Source organism: Streptomyces siamensis, from assembly GCF_039543605.1.
In the GTDB taxonomy this organism is placed as follows: domain Bacteria; phylum Actinomycetota; class Actinomycetes; order Streptomycetales; family Streptomycetaceae; genus Streptomyces; species Streptomyces siamensis.
This window is the reverse complement of record NZ_BAABKB010000032.1, coordinates 207,725-224,795: the sequence shown is the minus strand read 5'-3', so window position 1 is coordinate 224,795 and position 17,071 is coordinate 207,725. Positions and strand designations below refer to the sequence as shown.

Genomic DNA, 17,071 nt, shown 5'->3' with positions numbered 1-17,071 from the left:
GCCCGCCCCCGTCCGTGTGCCCGCTCAGTCCAGGGCGGCCGTGACCTCGTAACCGCCCGACGGCAGGCGGTAGGAGGCGGTGCCGTCCTCGAATCCGAGGAACTCCACGCCCGGCACCCGCGCCAGCGGGGTCCGCCCCGCGCGCACCGTGGCGGCGTCCGCGGCCGGGACAAGCAGGGTGGCGGTGCTGTTGGCCGGGACCACGGCCCGGTAGGAGAGCGTCCGGCCCTGCACCGTCCACTCGCTGACGATCTCGCCGTACGGCGAGACGTGCGAGCCCGTCACCTCGGTGATACGGCCCGTGGGGTCGATGTGGGGCCGCAGGAAGAAGTGCCGGAACCCCGGGTGGTCGGGATCCTTGGCGATACCGGCCATGCTCTCGTACATCCACTCCATGATCGCGCCGTAGGAGTAGTGGTTGAAGGAGTTCATCTCGACGGGGCCGAAGCCGTCGTCCTCGGAGTAGGAGTTCCAGCGCTCCCAGACCGTGGTGGCCCCGTTCTTCACCGAGTACAGCCAGGAGGGCATCGCGTCCTGGTGCAGCAGCTCGTACGCGAGGTCGGCGCGGCCCTGGTCGGTGAGGACGGGGGCGAGCACGTTCACGCCGAGGAAGCCCACGGACAGGGTGTTCTCCGCGTACTGCACGCGAGTGCTGCCGGGGTGGGCCGCCTTGTAGGCCGCGTCGTTGCCGATGTTCTGCGCGAGCAGGTCGACGAGCAGCCGGCGCTGGGCGTCGGTGTCGTACAGACCGAGTTTGAGGACCCACAGCAGCGCGGTCTGGCTGTTGTCCTCGGGGTCCGTGCCGATGATCGGCTTGCCGCCCAGGCTGGAGCGCACCGTGAGCTTCCCGTCCTCGGTGCTCAGGTACTTGGCGATGAACGCCCGCTTGATGCGGGAGAAGAGCTGGTCGTACCGGTCGGCCTCGGACTCCCGGCCGGTCGCGCGGGCCATCTGTGCCATCAGCCGGGTGCTGTGGCCGTAGTAGACGTCGCTCATGAGCTGGGTGCCGGTGCTCTGCGGGGCGAGCCAGTCGGCGAACAGGGCGCCCTGACCGGCGTAACTGTCCCCTGTCCTGCGCTGGATCCAGTCCAGGTAGCGGGTCATGGCCGCCCAGCTGCGGTCGACGACGGTGCGGTCGCCGCTCATCTGCCAGACGGTCCAGGGCACCACCACACCGCAGTCGGCCCAACCGCTCACGGGAGCCGCCGCGTTGTACCGGTTGCCGGGCGAGACGGCGGTGAACTGGGCGCCGTCGAGACCGTAGATCTGCTGCGAGTCGATCAGGTTGTCCTCGAAGTGGCTGAGGAAGTTGACCGCGTCGGCGTTGTAGAGACCCGTGTTGGAGAACAGCTGGGTGTCGCCGGTCCAGCCGAGGCGCTCGTCGCGCTGCGGGCAGTCCGTGGGCACCCAGAGGTAGTTGCCGCGCTGACCCCAGCGCACGTTGCTGATCAGCTGGTTGACCGAGCTGTCGTTCGTGGTGACGCTGCCGGTCTCGCGGATCGCGGAGGTGGCGACCCTGCCCGTCAGGCCCGTGATCGTGACGGGGGCGCCGGCGGCCGTGACGGAGACGTAGCGGAATCCGTAGAAGGCGAGCGAGTCCTGGTGGGTCTCACCGTGCGTGTCGCCCCGGAGCGTGTAGGTGCTGGTCGCCTTGGCGGAGCGCAGGTTGGCCCGGTAGACGGAGCCCTCGGGGCCGTCGGCGCCCGCGCTGTCGTCGTTGAGCATCTCGGCGAACCGGAAGGTGACCTCGGCGCCCGCGGGACCGCGCACGGTGTAGCGCGGCACCCCGACCATGTTCTGCCCGAGGTCGAAGACCGCGGTGTCGCCGTCGCCGACCGTGACCGCCGCCCGGGCCGCCGCGGCGGGGTCGGTCACCGACCGGGAGGCGTCGACGACGATGCGACCACGTCCGTTGGCGCTGCCCGACTCGCCGGTCACCCCGGTGTACACGGTGACGGACCGCGGCCCGCGGTCCCACTCGGGCATCAGCCGTGCGCTCTCGCCGGGGTAGGCGACCAGTTTCGCGTCGGGGTACCGGGTGGCGAAGTCGACCTCCTCGGTCCCCGGCCAGGCGGAGTCGTCGAAGCCGTTCGCCGTCCAGCCCGGCATCTCCTTGCGCGCGTCGTAGGTCTGTCCGTCGTAGATGTCGTCGCCGCGGTACGCGCCCGTGTCCGTGGCCCGCCAGTCGTCGCCTGGCGTGGTCACCACGGTCTGCGTCGAACCGTCGGTGTAGCGGATCAGCAGCTTGGCCTTCAGCGCCAGGCGGTTGCCGTCCTTGGAGTAGTAGGTGCTGCCGTCGGATATCCGGGCGTTGTACCAGCCGTTGCCGAGCACCGCGGCCAGGGTGACGGCCCGCTCCCCCGCGACCAGGCCGGTGACGTCGTAGCTCAGATAGCTGATCGTGCGGTCGTAGTTCGTCCAGCCCGGCGTGAGCAGTTCGTGCGTCGTGCCCTCGCCCTGCGGCACCGTGACCCGCCGCCCGTTGAGGTAGGCGTCGTACACGCCGAGGGCGGACACGTACAGCCTGGCCGCGCGCACTTTCCGTCCCTGGAGCCGGACCTGACGGCGCAGCAGCGGCGCCCCCGGGCTGTTCGGCTCCTTGCCCGCCATGCCGATCCAGCGGGCGCCGTCCCAGCCCGTCGTGCCGTCGGTGCTGCGCAGGCCCGTCTCGAAGAAGGCGGCCGGGGCGTCGGGGAGGGCGCGGCCGCCCTCGTCCCAGAGGCCCACCGACCAGAAGTAGCGGGTGGAGGGGCGCAGTGCGGCTCCCGCGTAGGGCACCGCCACGGAGTCGGCCGACGTGACGCGTCCGCTGTTCCAGACGTCGGCGCGGGTGCGGGTCAGCCGTTCGGGCGAGGTGGCCACCAGGATCCGGTACGCGCTCTGGCGCCGGCCGCGGGCCGAGGACGCCATGCGCCAGCCGAAGCGCGGTCTGTCGGCGTCCACGCCCAGCGGGTCGGTCCGGTGCTCCACCGTCAGTCCTGTGACGAAGGCCCCGTCCGAGGCCGGTGCGGCCGCCCGTGCCGTGCCCGACGCGCCGATCCCTCCGGCCATCGCCAGGGCTCCGGCACTCGCGGCCGTGGTGAGCACCGTTCTGCGTCGCACATTGCCCGTTCCTTCGTTCACGCCGTCATCCCTTCGGCTCTCGGAGCGCGCTGGTTGTAACGTTTCACTCCGGCTGGCGGCGAACTTAGCGGCGCCCTCGACGGCTGTCCACCATCTCAACAATGCAACTATCAGAAAGAATTCAACAGAAGCGCGCGACAGAACGCGCTTTCGGGAGGGGTGACAACAGGGGATCCGGACACTCTGATTGAAACTTTTCAAAAACGGAATACACAATTCGACTCGCGGGGACGCCGCTGGTGGGCGGTGATCGCGGCACGCGGTTAGCGTGAGGGAATGATCCGGTTCGAGCAGGTCACCAAGCGCTATCCGGACGGCACGACCGCCGTGGACGGCCTCTCCTTCGAGGTGGCCGAGGGCGAACTCGTCACCCTCGTCGGCCCGTCGGGCTGCGGCAAGACGACGACCATGATGATGGTGAACCGGCTGATCGAGCCGACGTCCGGACGGATCTTCGTGAACGACGAGGACATCGCCGCGGTCGACCCGGTACGGCTGCGGCGGCGCATCGGGTACGTCATCCAGCAGGTCGGCCTGTTCCCGCACCGGACGATCCTCGACAACACGGCGACCGTGCTCACTCTCGTCGGCTGGAAGAAGGCGAAGGCACGGGCCCGCGCCGCCGAACTGCTCGATCTGGTGGGCCTGGACCCGGCGACGTACGGACCGCGCTATCCGGACCAGTTGTCGGGCGGTCAGCGCCAGCGGGTCGGCGTGGCGCGGGCACTGGCCGCCGATCCGCCCGTGCTGCTGATGGACGAGCCCTTCGGGGCCGTCGACCCGGTGGTGCGGGAGCAGTTGCAGGACGAGTTCCTGCGCATGCAGGAAGCCGTACGCAAGACGGTGCTGCTGGTCACGCACGACATCGAGGAGGCGGTGCGGCTCGGCGACCGCATCGCGGTGTACGGCCAGGGCCGCATCGAGCAGTTCGACACGCCCGGCGCCGTTCTCGGTACGCCCGCCACGCCGTACGTCGCCGACTTCGTGGGCGCGGACCGCGGCCTGAAGCGCCTGTCGGTGACCACGATCGAGGCCGACGACCTGGAGCAGCCGCCGATCGCGCGGCTGGACGAGAGCGCCTGGCGGGCCGCGGAACGGTTGCGGGCCGAAGGCGCCCGCTGGGCCGTGGTGCTCGACGCCGACGGCGATCTGCACGGATGGGTCGGCCGGCACGAACTCGGCGCGGGCGGCCGGGTCCGGGACCTGGCGCACCGGATGAACTCCTGGGTGCCCGTGGGCGCTCCCCTGAAGCAGGCGTTCGGGGTCATGCTCCAGCACGACGCGGGCTGGGTCGCCGTACTGGACGGGGCGCGCTTCCTCGGCGTCCTGACCCCGGCCAAGCTGCACGAGGCGCTGCGCAGGTCGGTGGACGCGGACGCGCGGGGCGTGTCGCGCGGTCAGGTGGACTTCGACTCGGTGGCGGACGCCTGAGCCGCGGAGCGTGCGGGCGCTCGGCCCGCGTTGGGGGCTCGAAGCACACGGCAGACTCCGGCCGCCGTGCGGACGGTCGGGGCGCTCGCGGGCCCCGGACCCGCCGGGCCGGACCGATCCGGTCAACCCGCGCGCAGAGGTCGCGCGCCCGGCACCTGCCCGGTCCGGGCGAGGCCCCGTGGGGTCAGGCCAGCAGGCCCTTGTCCCGCAGATAGGTGCGCGCCACGTCCTCGGGCAGCCGTCGCCAGCTGTCCACCTGCCGGTTCAGGGACGCCAGGTCCGCAGTGGTGAGGACGTCGTTGAGCTTGCCGAGCACCTTGGTGACGCCCTCGCCGCCCGCTCGCGAACGATTGACGACGGGCACGATGTAGTCGGCGTTCTGCAGGTGCTTGTCGTCCTCCAGCAGGACGAGCCCGAACTCGTCGAGCGTGGCGTCCGTCGTGGTCGTCAGCACCATCTGGTCCCGGCCGCTCTGCACGGCCTGCTTCGCCTGGGTGGTGCCGACACCCTTCGGGTCGACGGCGACGACGTCGATGCCGTACGTCTTCTTCAGCCCCGGCTCGCAGTACGGCCGTTGCACGCACTCGTCGCCCGCCGCGAGCCGCACCTTCAGACCGGACCGCCCGAGGTCGCCGAGCGTCCCCAGGTGGTGCTCCCGGGCGTACGCGGCGGACACCGCGAAGGCGTTCTGGTCGACGGCCTTGCCGGGTTCGAGCACGGTGAGCCCACGTGGCGTCGCCAGGTCGCGCAGGGCGGTCATGGTGGTGCCGAGGTCGGGCGAGCCGACGGGGCGCGCGTCGGCACCGTGGGTCTTGGCGTTCAGCCAGTCCGCGAAGGTCGCCGCGTACTCGGGCACGACGTCGATCTGGCCCGATTCCAGGGCCGGTTCGTACAGCTCCCGGTTGGCGACGGTGATCATCGACGTCTTGTAGCCGGCCTGCTTCAGCAGCAGCGCGTACATCTGCGCCAGCAGGTCGCTCTCGGTGAATCCGGCCGAGCCGATGACCAGGTGCCTGCTGTCGCCGGGCGGGGCGGTGACCGAGCCCCGGTTCTCCAGCGACGGTCCGGTGGCGCAGCCGGCGAGCAGGAACAAGGCCCCGGTCAGCACGGCGTGCCTCCTCACCGCGAGCCCCTCGCCCGGTGCGGTGCCACCCGCTCGACGACCTCGAAGACGCCCTCGACGATCAGGGCGAAGACCGCGACCAGCACGGCACCGGCGACGACCTGGGGCGTGCTGGCCAGGTTGAATCCCGCGGTGATGATCCGGCCGAGCCCCCCGCCGCCGGCGAGCGCCGCGATGGTGGCGGTCGCGACGAGCTGGACGGCGGCGATCCGCACCCCGGTCAGCACCATGGGAAGTGCGAGGGGCAGTTCGACCTGGAACAGGCTCTGCCGGCCGGTCATGCCCATTCCGCGGGCCGCCCGCACCACGTCGCGGTCGACCTCGCGCATCCCGACGTACGCGTTGGTGAGCAGGGGCGGAACGGCGAAGAGGACGAGCGCGACGACCGTCGGCCCCTCGCCCCACCTCCCGATCGGGGTGAGCAGCAGGAGCACCAGCACGGCGAAGGTGGGCACGGCCCGGCCGACGTTGGAGAGGTTCACGGCGAGCGCGCCGCCCTTGCCGAGGTGTCCGAGGACGAGGGCGACGGGCAGCGCGATCAGACAGCTGACGACCAGGCAGACGACCGTCAGGGCCAGGTGCTGGGCGAGACGGTGCCGGACGCCGTCGTCGCCCGACCAGTGCGCCGGGTCGGTGAGCCATCCCCAGGCCTCGGTCAGGGTGTTCATCCGCGGCTCGCCCGGTTCCAGGGGGTCATGAGCCGCTGCACCGCGAGGATCAGGAGGTCCGCGGCGACGGCGATGACGACGCACAGCACCGACGCGGTGAGGACCTGCGCCTTGAAGTAGGTGTTCATGCCCGAGTAGATGAGATTGCCGAGCCCGCCGAAGCCGACGATGGCGCCGACGGTGACCAGCGACACCGCCGACACGGTGGCGATCCGCAGCCCGGCCATGCCCGCCGGCAGTGCGAGCGGCAGCTCCACGGTGAGCAGCAGCCGGACGGGCCCGTACCCCATGCCCCGCGCGGCCTGCCGGGTCTCCTCGGGGACGGCTCGCAGGCCCGCCAGGATGTTCCGCACGAGGAGCGTCAGCGAGTACAGGACGAGGCCCGCGACGACCAGCGCGGCGGACAGTCCGTAGACGGGCAGGAGGAGCGAGAACATCGCGAGCGACGGGATGGTGTAGAGGACCGTGGTCGCCGCGAGGACCGGGCCCGCGGCCAGGCCCCAGCGACGGGCGAGCACGGCGAGCGGCACCGCGACGGCCAGTGCGATGAGGACGGAGATCGCGGTGAGCTGGAGGTGCTGGGCGACCGCGTCGAGGAGGATGTGCCGACGGGTGCTCAGATACTCGCCGCAGATCCACTCGTTGCGCGCCAGGCAGTCGTCGGGGGGCGCGGTCACCCCTCCATTCCATCGGCGCGGGCGGCGCCCGGCGCGTTCTGGTGACCCGTACGGGGTGGCCCGCGTCCGAAGGTGTCGCTGAGTACACCCCGCAACAGGGGTCCTGCGACCAGTGTGGGCGGACCCGGCTGTCCGTAGCGTCGTGGACGAGGCACAGGGCGTGCCGACGGAGGGTGATGACGATGTTTCACCGAGCGCGACGCACGAACGACCCGGGACCCGCCGCCGAGGCGCTGCGGCTGGTCAAGGTCGGCAAGTCCTACGGGACCGGGGCCGGTGCCGTGACCGCTCTGGACGGGGTGACGCTCGGTCTGGCACGCGGCACGTTCACCGCGGTCATGGGGCCCTCGGGGTCCGGGAAGTCCACGCTGCTGCAGTGCGCGGCGGGGCTCGAACGGCCCGACACCGGCATCGTGAGGGTGGACGGGGCGGAGATGACCGGCGGCGGCGAGGCGGAGCTGACACGGTTCCGGCGCAGTCGGATCGGCTTCGTCTTCCAGCAGTACAACCTCCTGCCGACACTGACCGTCGCCCAGAACACGATCCTGCCGCTCAAGCTCGCCGGCCGGCGCGTCGACCGGGCGCGGGTGCGGGAGGTACTGACGGCCGTCGGGCTCGGCGACCGGCTGGGTCATCTGCCCGACCAGCTCTCCGGAGGACAGCGGCAGCGCGTGGCGATCGCCCGGGCACTGGTGACCGAACCCCGGGTGATCTTCGCGGACGAGCCGACGGGGGCCCTGGACACGCGCAGCGCGCGGGACGTACTGGTCCTGCTGCGGGAGGCCGTGCGGGTGCACGGCAGGACCGTGGTCATGGTGACGCACGACCCGGTGGCCGCCTCGTACGCCGACTCCGTCGTGTTCCTCGCGGACGGGCGCCTCGCGGGCGAACTGCACGCGCCGACGGTCGACGCGGTGGCCGAGCGGCTGGCCCATCTCGGCGACGACGTCCTGCTGGAGGTGTGAGGGATGTTCGCTCTGGCCCTGCGTTCCCTGCGCAAGCGCCCCGCGCGCTGCACGGCGACCCTGCTGTCCGCGTTCCTGGGCGCGGCGATCATCATGACGTTCAATTCGATGCACGACACGGCCGGCCGGGTCGGCGTGGACCCGGTGAGCGCGGAGTCGCTGACCACCGCGGCGAGCGTCGTCGGCGGGTACGGCACCTTGCTGGTGTTCTTCGCGGTGGCGTCGACGCTGACGGTCAACGTCCGCCAACGCCGCTCCGAGATGGAGCTGTTGCGCTGCTCCGGAGCGACGCCGGCGCAGATCGGGCGGACGGTCGTCGGGGAGGCCGTCGTGATCGCGCTGCTGGGTGCGATTCTGGCGATCGGTCCAGCGATGCTCGGCGGGCGGGCTTTGCTGGGCGTCTTCCAGGACAGCGGACAGGTGGCGCGGTCGGTGGACTACTCCTTCGGTCCCGTCGCGCTGATGTCCGGCATCGACATCACGGTGCTCGCGGCGGCGGGCGCGGCGTTCCTCGCGGTGCGCCGGGCCACCCGGCGGAGCGTGCCCCGGCGCGGGACGCGAAGGTTCCTCGCGTACGGGGCGCTGGCCCTCGGCGCCGTGGCAGTCTGCTCGACCTTCGCCTTCTCCGCGCGGGACGCCGCCCTGATGGCGCCGCCCGCCTATGGCTCGATCCTGCTGTCCGTGGGGTGCGCGCTGCTGTCCCCGAAGCTGCTGACGGCCGTGCTGGACCGGTTGCCCCTGCCGGGAGCGAGCGGCTGGTTCGCCGTGCGGAACCTGCGGCGCCGCGCCGGAGAACTGTCCGCGGTCCTGATGCCGTTGATCCTTTTCACCTGCGTGGCGACGGCGACCCTGTACATGCAGGCCGTCGAGAACGACGCGATCGACGCCTCCGGCCTGCCGAAGTCCGTCGACGCCAAGAACCTGGAGACCCTGAACCTGGTGGTCGTCGGGATCATCGTGGTCTTCGCCTGCGTGATGCTGGTCAACTCCCTGTACGCGGCGACCACTTACCGGTCCGGGGAGTTCGGGCGGCAGCGACTGGCCGGCGCGACACCGGGGCAGGTCCTCGCGACGGTCGGCGTGGAGGGCGTGGTCCTGACGGTGACCGGGGTCTTCTTCGGCACGCTGGCCGGGCTCGCCGGGATCCTCCCCTTCACGCTGGTCAGGTCGGACACACTGCTGCCCGGCCGGGGGCCGGGAATCTGGCTCGGCGTCGTCGCGGTCGCGGCGCTGGTGACGGTGGGCACGAGCCTGCTCACGGCCCGGCACGCCGTGCGCGCACCCGCGGTGGAGGCCGTGACCCTGGCCGCGTGATCGCGTACCGGTAGGGGCAGGGGGCAGCCGCTCGACGAGCGGCTGCCCCCGGTCGTGCCGGGGGCGGGACGGAGGCACGGTACGGCGACGGACCGGGCAGGACGCGGGCTCGGTACGGGGACGAGTCGATGTACTCCGCAGCGTTGGCACACGCCCGGTGCAGTGGCGACGATGGATCCAGGAGCCCTGACCGACGACACACCCCGCCCGGAGGGGACGATGAGTCCAGACGCCCGTCCGGATGACGACGATCCGCGCAGACTGCGGGAAGAGATCGACCAGTTGAAGGCAGCGGTCACCTCACACGCCGTCGTGGACCAGGCCATCGGCATGATGGTGGCGCTCGGACGGGTGACACCCGAGCAGGGCTGGGACGTCCTGCGGGAGGTGTCCCAGCACACGAACATCAAGCTGCGCGCCGTCGCGGAGATGATCATCGTCTGGGGGCAGCAGGGAGAGTTGCCCGCGGACGTGCGCGCGGTGCTGGAGGAGACGCTCGACAAGTACGGGCCCACGGAGATCCCGGGTGCGCCACCACCTCAGTGAGCCCGGACGCCCGAGGCGCGCGGGTGTTTCGATCGCTCCCTCCCCGGTAGTCCGGAAGGAGCGAGGCATTGGCCAACCGCTCCCGGGAGGGTTCGGCAGTGAGCTCGCCACCGGCCGCCCTGCCGGGTCGACTCGGCAGGGCGGCCGGTTGAGCGTGCCGGGCACCGGGGTGCCTACGCCACATCGGCGAGCGCCTGTTCCCGCACCGTGCTGCACGAATTGCTGATCAGCCGGGACACGTGCATCTGCGAGATGCCGAGCTGCCGAGCGATCCCGCTCTGCGTCATGCCGCGGAAGAAGCGCAGGTAGAGGATGGTCCGCTCCCGCTCGGGCAACTCGCACAGCAGGGGCTTCACGGCCTCCCGGTCGACGACCAGGTCGTAGCCCGTGTCGGGCTCGCCGAGGGCGTCGGACAGCGCGTACCCGTCGTCGCTGCCCGGCAGATCGGCGTCCAGCGACAGAGCGGTGAAGCTGTCCAGCGCCTCCAGGGCGGTCCGTACGTCGTCCTCGCACAGGTGGGCGCACTCGGCGATCTCGGTGACGGTGGGCCGCCGGCCCGGGATCGTCTGCGACAGTTCCTTGAGCGCGGCACGCACGCGGTTGCGCAGGTCCTGGACCCGGCGTGGCACGTGCAGGATCCACATGTGGTCCCGGAAGTGGCGCTTGATCTCGCCGGTGATGGTCGGGATGGCGTAGCTCTCGAAGGCGTGCCCCAGGGCGGGGTCGTAGCGGTCGACGGCCTTGACGAGACCCAGTGCGGCGACCTGGACGAGGTCCTCGACGGACTCTCCCCGGCCGCGGAACCGTCCGGCGATGCGCTCGGCCATGGGGAGCCAGGTCCTGACGAGCTCGTCGCGCAACGCCTGCCGCTGCGGACCGTCGGGGAGAGTGGACAGACGTTCGAAGGCTTCGGCGGTGTCGGGGGCGTCGTCGTGGGGGTGATGCGTCGTTCTCGCGGTGACGGACATGGTGCTCACAACTCCCTCAGGAGGTGCTGACTGAACAGTCACCATGGGAGGGCACGCACACGGGCCGAGAGGAGACACCCGCGGTCCGGCACACCGGCTCCCACGGACGTGCCTCCTGTCCGAAGCACTCTTCTCCCAGTTTCCCTCTCTCGACACACGCAAACAAATTCGTGAATCCTATGACGCCCGGCGATCGCCCGACGCTGGAGCGTGACCGGGTTCGGCCCCCGGTGTACCGGACGCCGGGGGCCGCGGTTTCAGCGGTAGTCGGGGTTGGGTGCGTCCGGGCGGCAGCCCGCGTCCCATTGGGCACGCTGGTTGCCGTGGGCCGGGACGCCCGAGCCGGCGTCGAGGTACGACGGGCCGGGTCTTACGGAGCCGTGACGTGACGGGCGCGCTGCTGCTGTGGAGCGGGGCCGCCGCCCTAGCGTGAGCCGCATGCGAGTACTGGTCACCGGCGACGCCGGGTTCATCGGGTCCCATGTCGTACAGGCGCTGCGGGCGCGGGGGCACGAGCCGCTCGCGTTCGACCTGCGCGACGGCCTCGACGTGCGGAACGCGGACGCGGTCGCCACCGCCCTCCCGACGGTGGACGCCGTGTGCCACCAGGCGGCGATGGTCGGGCTGGGCACGGGTTTCGGCGACGCGGCGGAGTACGTGTCGCGCAACGCCCTCGGCACGGCGGTACTGCTGTCCGCGATGGCCGACGCGGGGGTACGGCGACTCGTGCTCGCCGGCTCGATGGTCGTGTACGGCGAGGGCGCCTACGCATGCGGACGGCACGGGGCGGTACGACCGGGGCCCCGGGCCGTGACGGACCTGGACGCGGGGCGGTTCGAGCCCCGGTGTCCGCGCTGCGGTGCGGAGTTGGCCCCGGGACTGGTGGGCGAGGACGCCCCCACCGATCCGCGGAACGTCTACGCCACCACGAAACTGGCCCAGGAACATCTGGCGGCCGCGTGGGCCCGGTCCACCGGTGGCAGCGCGGTGTCGCTGCGGTACCACAACGTGTACGGCCCCGGGATGCCCCGCGACACCCCGTACGCCGGGGTCGCCTCCTTCTTCCGTTCGGCTCTCGCCCGGGGCGAGGCGCCCCGCGTCTTCGAGGACGGCGGCCAGCGGCGGGACTTCGTACACGTACGGGACGTGGCGGCGGCCAACGTGGCCGCTCTGGAGGCGGGTTCACGCGCGGGCGCGCTCACGGCCTACAACACCGGCAGCGGCGAACCGCACACGGTCGGCGAGATGGCCGAGGCCCTCGCCACCGCGTCCCGGGGCCCCGAGCCCGTGGTGACCGGGGAGTACCGGCTCGGGGACGTGCGGCACATCACCGCCGACTCGACGCGGCTGCGGGCCGAACTGGGCTGGAAGGCCGAGGTCGGATTCATCGAAGGGATGCGGGAGTTCGCGACCGCACGGCTGCGTGGGGAGTAGCGGCGCGGGAGTCCGCGACCGCGCGGCGAGCAACGGCACCGGAGTCCGCGACCGCGCGAGTGCGTGAGGAGCGGCTTCGTAAGACCGTCGCGAGAGTCTCGCGCGCCCGCCCGCGACCGCGTGCGCCGGTCACACCTCGGCCGTCGGCAGTCTGACCTCGAAGCGGCAGCCCCCGGGGACGTTGCGCACGGCCGCCCGGCCCTGGTGGGCCTCCACGATGCCCCGGACGATGGCAAGGCCCAGGCCGGCTCCGGCGGGAGGGGTACGGGCGCTCGTGCCGCGCCAGCCCGTGTCGAAGACGCGCGGCAGGTCCTCCTCGGGGATGCCGCCGCAGCCGTCGGTCACGGACAGCACGACCCCCTCGTCCGACCGTTCGGCGGCGACCGCGACCGTACCGTCGGCCGGCGTCCGGCGGATCGCGTTCACCAGCAGATTGCCCAGGACCCGGCTCATCTCCTTGCCGTCCACCTCGACCGGGACCGGCTCGACACGGTCGCCGACCAGCCGGACCCCGTGCTCGCGGGCCAGTGGGTCCGCGCCCGCGAGGGCGTCGCCGACGAGGTCGTACACACAGACGCGCGACGGGGAGAGCGCGAGTGCGCCCGCATGGATGCGGGACAGCTCGAACAGGTCGCCCACCATGCCGTTGAGCCGTTCGACCTCGGTGCGCATCTGGCGCAGATAGCGCTCGGGGTCGGCCGCCACCCCGTCCTCCAGCGCCTCGGACATCGCGCGCAGTCCGGCCAGCGGGGTACGCAGGTCGTGCGAGATCCACGCGACCAGTTCGCGGCGCGAGGTCTCCAGGGCGCGCTCACGCTCACGGGACCGCGCCAGCTTCGCGCTGGTGGCCGCCAGTTCCCGGCCCAGCGCCTCCAGTTCGGCGGTCGCCGGGCCGTCGGGCGCGGCGAAGTCGCCGCCGTCGCCGAAGGAACGGGCGGCGAGGGTGAGCGCCCGGCTGCGCGCCACGACCCAGCGGCCCAGCAGCAGGGCGGTGGCCAGCGACACCACGGCCGCCATGGCGACGACCGTGGTCACCACGGTCAGGTCGTGGGAGGACAGGAACATCGCCCAGGCCACGGCGAGCGTCCCCGCGAGCATGGCGGTCACGGCGACCGCGGCGACGACGCCGAGCGACGCGGTGAGCGAGCGTCGCCGCAGCAGCCACAGGGCAGCCGCGCCGAGCAGCCCGGCGGCCGCGGCTCCCAGGAAGGCGTACAGCGCCATGAGCAGTATGTCGTGCATGGTCAGGCCGCCTCCTCGCGCGGCAGGGCGGTGGTCATGGACGGACCGCCTCCTCACGGGGCGTGGCGTCGAAGCGGTAGCCGACGCCCCACACCGTCTGGATCAGCCGGGGGCTCGCCGGGTCGTCCTCGACCTTGCCCCGCAGTCGGCGCACATGGACCGTGACGGTCGACAGGTCACCGAAGTCCCAGCCCCACACCTCGCGCATCAGGTCCTCGCGGCTGTAGGCCCGGCCCGGATGGCGCAGGAAGAAGGCGAGGAGGTCGAACTCGCGGACGGTGAGGGCGAGTTCCTCGCCGAGCTTGGTGGCACGGCGGGCCGCGGGGTCGATGGCCAGTCCGGCCGTGGCGAGAGGCCGGGCCGTGGGGGCGGGCCTGCTGCGGCGCAGCACCGACTCCACGCGCAGCACCAGTTCGCGGGGGCTGAAGGGCTTGGTGACGTAGTCGTCGGCGCCGACCTCCAGACCGAGGATCCGGTCGTCCTCGTCACCGCGCGCGGTGAGCATGATGACCGGCACGGGGCCGTGGCCGCGCATGCGGCGGCACACCTCCAGCCCGTCCATGCCCGGCAGCATGAGGTCCAGCACCACCAGGTCGGGCCGGTGGGCGGCGGCGCGGGCGAGCGCGGAAGGCCCGTCCGCGGCGCGGTCCACCAGGTATCCCGCGCGGTCGAGGTAGCCGGAGACGACCTCGGCGACGGTCGGATCGTCGTCCACGACCAGGACACGGGCGGCCTCCCCGTACCCGCCGGGAACGCGCGCGGCGGTCACGGCTTCACGGGGCCCGGAGCCGCCGTGCGCACCATGCTTCGCGCCGTGTCCACCGTGCCCGGAACCGTCGGGGCCACCGAGTTCTGAGCCCTCGTGTCCGCCGTGCCCGGACCCTTCGTGCGCGCCGTGTCCGGAGCCCTCTTGCGTACGAGATCCGGGGCCTGCGTGCGGTCCGGCGCCGGACGCACGGTGCGGTCCGGCCGTCACGGGATCGCGAGGAGCGCCCTCCGGCGGAGCCTTCGGTCCCGGTCCCGCGGGCCCGGCGGAGCCGGGCGGTGCGGGGTCGCGGCCGTCGGGGCCTCGACCGTCAGGGGCTCGACCGTCAGGAGCCGGAGCGTCCCGGCGCCGCGTGCCTGCGGATTCGTACGGCTGCTGCATGCGTCCAGCCTCCCACCTGCCCGTCGCCGATGCCGCCGGCCCGGTCCGACGTCCGTGTTTCGTAAGGATCCGAAGTCCGATATCTCCCCTTCGCGTTCGTAGGGTGAACGCCGTGACGACCTCTCCCTCCCCGGACCCTGAAGTCGACGTGGTCCTGCCCTGCCTGGACGAAGCCGAGGCCCTCCCCTGGGTACTCGCCCGCATCCCGCCCGGCTGGCGCGCCCTCGTCGTGGACAACGGTTCCACCGACGGCTCGGCGGAGCTGGCCCGCGCCCTCGGCGCGACCGTCGTGCGCGAGGAGCGCCGCGGCTTCGGCGCCGCCTGCCACGCGGGCCTCACCGCCGCCACCGCGGACATCGTGTGCTTCTGCGACTGCGACGCCTCGCTCGACCCGTCGCTGCTCGTGCCGTTCGTGCGCGAGGTACGGGACGGCGGGGCGGACCTGGTGCTCGGACGGCGCCGGCCGTTCGCACGCGGCGCGTGGCCCGCGCACGCCCGCGCGGGCAACGCCGCGCTCGCCCGGATGGTGCGCCGCCGCACGGGGCTGCGCCTGCGCGACCTCGGGCCGCTCCGCGCGGCGCGCCGCGAGCCCCTGCTCGCCCTCGGCCTCACCGACCGCCGCAGCGGCTACCCGCTCCAGATGGTCGTCCGCGCCGCCGACGCCGGCTGGCGCGTCACCGAGCACGACGTGCCCTATCTGCCGCGCACCGGTGCGTCCAAGGTGACGGGCACCTGGCGCGGCACCTGGCATGCGGTGCGGGACATGCGCCGTGTACTGGCTGAGCCGCCCGGCGCCGCCCCCGCAGCCACCCCGAGCCCCGGAGGATCCACCCAGTGACCACGCTCCTCGTCATCGCCAAGGAACCGCGGCCCGGACGGGTCAAGACCCGCCTGACGCCTCCGTTCACTCCACGGGAGGCGGCGACGCTCGCGGAAGCCTCGCTCGTGGACACCCTGCGCGCGGTGGCCGCGACGCCCGCGGCGCGGCGTGTCCTGGTGCTCGACGGAGCGCCGGGCGCCTGGCTGCCGCCCGGCTTCGACGTCGTACCGCAGTGCGCGGGCGGGCTCGACGCGCGACTGGCCGCGGCCTTCGCCGGATGCACCGGACCCGCGCTGCTCATCGGCATGGACACGCCTCAGGTGACGCCCGCGCTGCTCACCGTGGACTTCTGCGACTGCGACGCCTGGTTCGGGCCGGCCGAGGACGGCGGCTTCTGGGCCCTGGGGCTCGCCGCACCCGATCCCGCGCTCCTGCGGGGCGTTCCGATGTCGACGCCCACCACCGGCGCCGTGCAGCGGAACCGCCTCACGGCCGCGGGACTGCGGGTGCGCGATCTGCCCCGGCTGCGGGACGTCGACACGGCCGCGGACGCGGAGGCGGTCGCCGCCTCGGCACCCGGTGGCCGTTTCGCGGCCGAGCTGAGCCGCCTCGGGCCGGCGGCCGGTGACCGATGAACGGCGCCCGCGAGACCACCACGGCCGAGGTCGCCGGTCCGGACCGGTCGGCGGCCGCCCCGACAACGGACGTACCGGGCCCCTGGGGCGCCGACCCGTACTCGGACGCCCTGGCGCGCGGCCGGGGCCCGCTCTTCCTGCGCCGGACCGACGGCTGGCTGCTGCCCCTGGAGGTGGAACGCTGGTGCGCGCGGGCCGACGCGGTGGACCTCCAGGTCCTGGGGCGCTGCGAGGGCGCCGTGCTGGACGTCGGCTGCGGCCCGGGGCGGCTGGTCGCCGAGCTCGCGGCCCGGGGCCACCGCGTGCTGGGCATCGATGTGAGCGAGACCGCGGTGGCCCGGACCCTGCGGCTCGGCGGACAGGCGCTGCGCCGGTCCGTGTTCGAACCGCTCCCCGGTGAGGGGCGCTGGGACACCGCGCTGCTCGTCGACGGCAACATCGGCATCGGCGGCGACCCTGCCGCCCTGCTGCGCCGGCTGTCCCGGCTGGTGGCGCCCGGCGGCCTGCTGCTCGCTGAGACGCTCCCGGACATGGACGTCGACGAACGGGTCAGCGTCCATGTCGTACGGGCCCTCGACGCCGAGGGCGGGGCCGGCGGGCCGGCGTTCCCCTGGGCCCGCGTCGGCACCCCGGCCCTGTTGCGGCACGGGGTGCGCGCGGGCTGGCGCCCGGAGGGTCAGTGGGCGGCCGGCGGGCGCTCCTTCGCCGCCCTGCGCAACCGGTCCGACCGCGCGGCGCGCCACGTCCGCAGGACGAGCAGCGCCGCCGAACCGCCGAACAGCACCGCCGTGATCAGCAGCCAGCGGGCGAGGAAGCCGTCGCCGGGCAGGCCGGTCGCGGACCGGTAGTGGTCCGCGACCTGTCCGGTGACGAGCGGGAACCACACGAGCAGGAGGAGCGCGGACAGCGCCGCCGGGACACGGACGTGGAGCGTCCACTCCCGGCGGCCCACCCTGTCCAGGGCGCCGGTCAGCGCCC

15 protein-coding genes and 1 pseudogene are annotated in these 17,071 nt (G+C 72.9%); 8 read left to right on the top strand and 8 right to left on the bottom strand.

Going from position 1 to position 17,071, the window contains the following annotated elements; genetic code table 11:
- Positions 1 to 24: 24 nt before the first annotated feature.
- The gene (locus ABEB03_RS34570) at positions 25 to 3,051 is read right to left on the bottom strand and encodes a family 78 glycoside hydrolase catalytic domain (RefSeq protein ID WP_345656852.1); all 3,027 of its coding nucleotides are present in this window, start codon (positions 3,049 to 3,051) and stop codon (positions 25 to 27) included.
- Between the two features lie 348 nt (positions 3,052 to 3,399).
- Here ABEB03_RS34570 and ABEB03_RS34565 point away from each other — a divergent pair, with 348 nt between their 5' ends.
- The gene (locus ABEB03_RS34565; protein WP_345656816.1) at positions 3,400 to 4,554 is read left to right on the top strand and encodes a betaine/proline/choline family ABC transporter ATP-binding protein; all 1,155 of its coding nucleotides are present in this window, start codon (positions 3,400 to 3,402) and stop codon (positions 4,552 to 4,554) included.
- A gap of 184 nt (positions 4,555 to 4,738) precedes the next feature.
- On the opposite strand, the gene ABEB03_RS34560 is transcribed toward ABEB03_RS34565, so the two are convergent.
- Genes ABEB03_RS34560 through ABEB03_RS34550 form a run of 3 tightly spaced genes read right to left on the bottom strand, consistent with a single transcriptional unit; the run spans position 4,739 to position 7,022 of the window.
- Positions 4,739 to 5,662 (bottom strand): ABC transporter substrate-binding protein, encoded by a 924-nt coding sequence (locus ABEB03_RS34560; protein WP_345656815.1) that lies wholly within the window; start codon positions 5,660 to 5,662, stop codon positions 4,739 to 4,741.
- Between the two features lie 11 nt (positions 5,663 to 5,673).
- Positions 5,674 to 6,345: an ABC transporter permease gene (locus ABEB03_RS34555; protein WP_345656814.1), complete on the bottom strand. Its 672-nt coding sequence runs from the start codon at positions 6,343 to 6,345 to the stop codon at positions 5,674 to 5,676.
- Positions 6,342 to 7,022, bottom strand: a complete 681-nt coding sequence (locus tag ABEB03_RS34550) for an ABC transporter permease (RefSeq protein ID WP_345656813.1) — start codon at positions 7,020 to 7,022, stop codon at positions 6,342 to 6,344. The genes ABEB03_RS34555 and ABEB03_RS34550 overlap by 4 nt, the downstream gene beginning before the upstream one ends.
- Before the next feature lie 176 nt (positions 7,023 to 7,198).
- Here ABEB03_RS34550 and ABEB03_RS34545 point away from each other — a divergent pair, with 176 nt between their 5' ends.
- The 3 genes from ABEB03_RS34545 (at position 7,199) to ABEB03_RS34535 (ending at position 9,847) form a co-directional block, all read left to right on the top strand.
- Positions 7,199 to 7,987: an ABC transporter ATP-binding protein gene (locus ABEB03_RS34545; protein WP_345656811.1), complete on the top strand. Its 789-nt coding sequence runs from the start codon at positions 7,199 to 7,201 to the stop codon at positions 7,985 to 7,987.
- Positions 7,988 to 7,990: 3 nt separating this feature from the next.
- Entirely contained in the window at positions 7,991 to 9,301 is a 1,311-nt protein-coding gene (locus tag ABEB03_RS34540) for an FtsX-like permease family protein (protein WP_345656810.1), read from the top strand.
- 219 nt (positions 9,302 to 9,520) lie between these two features.
- A complete protein-coding gene (locus ABEB03_RS34535; RefSeq protein ID WP_345656809.1) occupies positions 9,521 to 9,847 on the top strand; it encodes an ANTAR domain-containing protein in 327 nt (108 codons plus the stop codon).
- A 173-nt stretch (positions 9,848 to 10,020) separates the two neighbouring features.
- Here ABEB03_RS34535 and ABEB03_RS34530 read toward each other — a convergent pair whose 3' ends face one another.
- Entirely contained in the window at positions 10,021 to 10,815 is a 795-nt protein-coding gene (locus tag ABEB03_RS34530; protein ID WP_345656808.1) for an RNA polymerase sigma factor SigF, read from the bottom strand.
- 257 nt (positions 10,816 to 11,072) lie between these two features.
- Positions 11,073 to 11,195: pseudogene (locus ABEB03_RS34525) on the bottom strand (flavodoxin family protein); the annotation flags it as partial.
- A 58-nt stretch (positions 11,196 to 11,253) separates the two neighbouring features.
- Here ABEB03_RS34525 and ABEB03_RS34520 point away from each other — a divergent pair.
- Positions 11,254 to 12,249 (top strand): NAD-dependent epimerase/dehydratase family protein, encoded by a 996-nt coding sequence (locus tag ABEB03_RS34520; protein ID WP_345656806.1) that lies wholly within the window; start codon positions 11,254 to 11,256, stop codon positions 12,247 to 12,249.
- 129 nt (positions 12,250 to 12,378) lie between these two features.
- On the opposite strand, the gene ABEB03_RS34515 is transcribed toward ABEB03_RS34520, so the two are convergent.
- A complete protein-coding gene (locus ABEB03_RS34515; protein WP_345656804.1) occupies positions 12,379 to 13,491 on the bottom strand; it encodes a sensor histidine kinase in 1,113 nt (370 codons plus the stop codon).
- 34 nt (positions 13,492 to 13,525) lie between these two features.
- A complete protein-coding gene (locus ABEB03_RS34510) occupies positions 13,526 to 14,260 on the bottom strand; it encodes a response regulator transcription factor (protein WP_345656803.1) in 735 nt (244 codons plus the stop codon).
- A 481-nt stretch (positions 14,261 to 14,741) separates the two neighbouring features.
- Between ABEB03_RS34510 and ABEB03_RS34505 the strand changes: the two genes are divergently transcribed.
- Genes ABEB03_RS34505 through ABEB03_RS34495 form a run of 3 tightly spaced genes read left to right on the top strand, consistent with a single transcriptional unit; the run spans position 14,742 to position 16,941 of the window.
- Positions 14,742 to 15,476 (top strand): glycosyltransferase family 2 protein, encoded by a 735-nt coding sequence (locus ABEB03_RS34505; protein ID WP_345656802.1) that lies wholly within the window; start codon positions 14,742 to 14,744, stop codon positions 15,474 to 15,476.
- On the top strand, positions 15,473 to 16,093 hold the full coding sequence (locus ABEB03_RS34500; protein ID WP_345656801.1) for a TIGR04282 family arsenosugar biosynthesis glycosyltransferase: 621 nt from the start codon (positions 15,473 to 15,475) through the stop codon (positions 16,091 to 16,093). The genes ABEB03_RS34505 and ABEB03_RS34500 overlap by 4 nt, the downstream gene beginning before the upstream one ends.
- Positions 16,090 to 16,941: a class I SAM-dependent methyltransferase gene (locus tag ABEB03_RS34495; RefSeq protein WP_345656799.1), complete on the top strand. Its 852-nt coding sequence runs from the start codon at positions 16,090 to 16,092 to the stop codon at positions 16,939 to 16,941. Before ABEB03_RS34500 ends, ABEB03_RS34495 begins: the two co-directional genes overlap by 4 nt.
- The last annotated feature ends 130 nt before the right edge of the window (positions 16,942 to 17,071 follow it).